The sequence below is a fragment of the Acaryochloris sp. IP29b_bin.137 genome (assembly GCF_028285745.1).
Taxonomy (GTDB): domain Bacteria; phylum Cyanobacteriota; class Cyanobacteriia; order Thermosynechococcales; family Thermosynechococcaceae; genus Acaryochloris.
The window spans coordinates 1-3,071 of record NZ_JANQOP010000087.1 but is presented as its reverse complement, the minus strand read 5'-3'; the positions used below and the strand labels follow the sequence as shown (position 1 = coordinate 3,071).

The 3,071-nt window shown below is 46.8% G+C and carries 5 protein-coding genes; 1 reads left to right on the top strand and 4 read right to left on the bottom strand.

Going from position 1 to position 3,071, the window contains the following annotated elements; genetic code table 11:
- Positions 1–221: 221 nt before the first annotated feature.
- Positions 222–866, top strand: coding sequence for a 50S ribosomal protein L25/general stress protein Ctc (locus Q0991_RS06380; protein ID WP_299486527.1), 645 nt, complete (start codon positions 222–224; stop codon positions 864–866).
- A gap of 182 nt (positions 867–1,048) precedes the next feature.
- Here Q0991_RS06380 and Q0991_RS06375 read toward each other — a convergent pair whose 3' ends face one another.
- The 4 genes from Q0991_RS06375 to Q0991_RS06360 all read right to left on the bottom strand — a co-directional run.
- On the bottom strand, positions 1,049–1,483 hold the full coding sequence (locus tag Q0991_RS06375; protein ID WP_299486525.1) for a hypothetical protein: 435 nt from the start codon (positions 1,481–1,483) through the stop codon (positions 1,049–1,051).
- 313 nt (positions 1,484–1,796) lie between these two features.
- On the bottom strand, positions 1,797–2,210 hold the full coding sequence (locus Q0991_RS06370; RefSeq protein WP_299486523.1) for a hypothetical protein: 414 nt from the start codon (positions 2,208–2,210) through the stop codon (positions 1,797–1,799).
- 41 nt (positions 2,211–2,251) lie between these two features.
- Positions 2,252–2,479 (bottom strand): hypothetical protein, encoded by a 228-nt coding sequence (locus Q0991_RS06365; RefSeq protein WP_299486521.1) that lies wholly within the window; start codon positions 2,477–2,479, stop codon positions 2,252–2,254.
- A 231-nt stretch (positions 2,480–2,710) separates the two neighbouring features.
- Positions 2,711–3,071, bottom strand: a 361-nt coding sequence (locus Q0991_RS06360; RefSeq protein ID WP_299486519.1) for a sigma factor-like helix-turn-helix DNA-binding protein, incomplete at its 5' end; no start/stop codon positions are given.

Here is a 3,071-nt window from a genome sequence, read left to right as displayed (position 1 = left end):
TAATGCAGTCAGACATGATGAAGACCCGAGTGAGGAAAAGGTGAATTAGAGTTCTAACCTAACAAATCCTTTCTGCCTCTCCCTAAAGAATAATTTAGTCCCTTTGTTGGTATGGGTGCTACCCTGATTTAAGTTGTGCTCCTAGTTCCTTCAGACCTGGGCTTGAAGGCCAGTAATTCTGATTGGCTAAGTAATCCGCTGTTTCCCTTAAAGGATTTTTTATGGACTTCACAGTTGAGTGTGAACCTCGCAACAGGGATATTAATCCCAGACAACTGCGCAGGACAGGGCAAATTCCCGTGGTTCTCTATGGTCATAAAAAGGCTGAATCTGTCTCCTTGAGTTTACCCACCGTGGTTGCTGAAAGGATGTTGGCCGCAGTAGAGGTCAACAACACTTTAGTCGAGGTCAAAGTTCCTGAACTCTCTCTTAAATGTGTCTCTCTTCTACGTGATGTTCAAACTCATCCGTGGAAAGGCGAACTCTATCATCTGAGCTTTTTTGCTATTTCAGGACAAGATAACGTAACCATTACAGCCCCTTTAAACTTAGTTGGAGAGCCAGTTGGCGTTAAGAATGAAAACGGCTCTTTGGATGTCGTACTCACTTCCTTAGAGTTGCAATGCGATCCGCAGAACATTCCCGAATCCATTGAAGTGGATATTAGTTCGCTCAAAGTGGGTGATGCGATTCACGTCAAGGAACTGAAGCTGCCTAAAGGGGTTGTTTCTGAGGGAGAAGAAGATCGTGTTGTGGCATCTGTCTTACCCCCCGCTGGTACTACTACTCCTTCTGACGATACTCCTTCTGACTCCGAAATTTCTGCGGACACTACCGAAGCTGATACGGCCAATGTAGACGAGTGAACATGAGTAAGTTTCCTTAGGTTTTTCGCCGTCGTTGAGAGAATAACTCAGCAATTTTGAACCTCTGAAAAATCACTGCTGTCCTATTCCTGGTAGTGCTAAAAAGCTACTCTAGGTAAAATCTAGAGGAATTGTTTGTTGGTTGTTAAACCTCTGGCTTAACAACCAGATCTCCGGCCTTGCTACGCCACCATCTCCAACGGCTCGGCCAACTCAACCACTTTCCCCCTCCGACTGGCCTTGCAGCCCGCTAGCAACTCCTCCCAAGCCTGCCGGGTGGTGAGCTTACCGTGGAGAATTCCCCAGTCTTTCAGTTTGGCCTTGAGTGCCTTAGTGTCGCTAACCTCGTAGTGGGCTAGTACTTCGGTCTTGATGTCGGTGAGCTTGGTCTTGGTGGTCTTGGCATCCTTCCAGGGCTGATTATCGATGCCGAAGTAGGTCGCCAGTCCTAGCCAGTAGCCACGGGTGCGGGCATCGTTGGTATCGTCGGGCCACTGAGTGGCAACGGCCTTCCGCAATTGCTGAGAGGTGGTAAACTCGCCCTCAAACCCTGGCTTGCTGGAGGCAGTAGCTGCGGCGAGAACTGCACCCTTGAGAGTGGAAAGTGTGTATTTCATTGTTGAATTGCTCCATAGATTTGGTATTGCGGATAATCCGCTTACCGTCCCGATCTAACGCTCACGGGGACGGGCGTTTATCGAGGGGCCTTCTCGCCAATTTGGGGTAATTGGGAACCTCATCAATGAAATCAGTATAAATAGCCTGATATGGGATTACAAGGGTTGAATACTAGGAATTGCTAATCAATAAGACGGTTTAGACAAGTAAAGGTTAGTGTGCTTGGGATGCGATCTCGGGTTGGGTCTTTGAGTTGAGATCGCAACTCCGTCTTTATAATAGGTGCAATGTAATTTCAGGTATAAGTTTCTCTCATGGATTACCAGGCTGAATTGCTCGAAGACGGATTTCCCGTCTCCAAACCTGGCTGAATTGTTCAAAGCCATTCCCAGGGGTCATCAGGTATTCAAACCCTTCTTTTAGCTGGGCGATAAATCCCTGCCGCCACTGATTCCAGTCCGCTTGGGTTGGGTGCTCAATACCACTACAAAATTTTGTCCAGCTCTCTTGCTGAAACTCTGAAGCATTCAAGGAGGTTCCTTTCACTTGTACCTGAACGAGATGATCATCAATCAACTCTTGAATAAATGGAGGATGACCCATCGGAGGCTCACTGCTATCAATCACGGGAAACTCATAGGAAAGCTGTAGTTCTTTTACAGAATGCTTCTTAGCTAATCTCAGCAGTTCTAGCTGTTGATGAGTCAGGGTTGGAATATGAGTCATAGCAAACCTCCATCGTCCAACTCCAGCGTAACGATTTGAGGTTAAGCATGGCTCAGCATATAGCGATAGTCTGAACGATTACCTATTTTCCTCCATCTCACCAGTTGTTCCGCTGTTGCGACCGCCTCTTTATATACAATGTGCTTTTCTAAAAGGGTTTGGCTAGCTTGAGTGAGTTTTCGTTGCAGATGGGCGATTGTTTCGTTATCCTGACCCGTCGTCTGACCCCATTGACTATTCCTGCTGATGCTAGAAAGATGCTCTGTCATTGGTTCGCCTCTCAAGATGTGTTTTGGCGTTTGGGATAAGATAACACCTCAGACAATATGGTGATGTTGCCTAAGTGCTCCTTGGATTTGGAGTTGCTGATCCGAACGCATTCCCCACCCGTTTTTGCTACAAGCACCTGCTCTAGGCTACTGTTCGCCCCCCTGATGAGATTGTAAAGCCGATGATTGTCCTGAGAATCATCGCGAGGTTCTTGGATACCTGGATGTTATCTAAGCGGATTGGGCGTGTTTTTTTAATTGCTGGAAAGCCCTTTTCTCGATTTTGCGAACGCCCTCCCGACTCATGCCGAGTAGCTTACTAATCTCTACCAGAGTTTTAGGCTGACCATCTTCCAGTCCGAATCGTTGGCCAATGATGAATTGTTGCCGATCACTCAGGTGCCCCATGAGTTTGGACAATTCATCCTTATTCATCAGATTCTCAAAGTATTTTTGGGAGGAATGATCCTTGGCAACGAATTCGCCTAATGTGTCTCCTTGGTTTTCTCCTACGAATTTATCTAAAGAGATGACTTCTTGGGAATGCTGGAGTTGAGCTTGGATATGAGATGGGTCCATATCCATTGCTAGA

What these genes read in the sequence shown, in the direction of transcription:
- Q0991_RS06380 (WP_299486527.1), top strand. Translation starts at nt 222, where the DNA reads ATGGACTTCACAGTTGAGTGTGAACCTCGCAACAGGGATATTAATCCC.
- Q0991_RS06375 (WP_299486525.1), bottom strand. Translation starts at nt 1,483, where the DNA reads ATGAAATACACACTTTCCACTCTCAAGGGTGCAGTTCTCGCCGCAGCT.
- Q0991_RS06370 (WP_299486523.1), bottom strand. Translation starts at nt 2,210, where the DNA reads ATGACTCATATTCCAACCCTGACTCATCAACAGCTAGAACTGCTGAGA.
- Q0991_RS06365 (WP_299486521.1), bottom strand. Translation starts at nt 2,479, where the DNA reads ATGACAGAGCATCTTTCTAGCATCAGCAGGAATAGTCAATGGGGTCAG.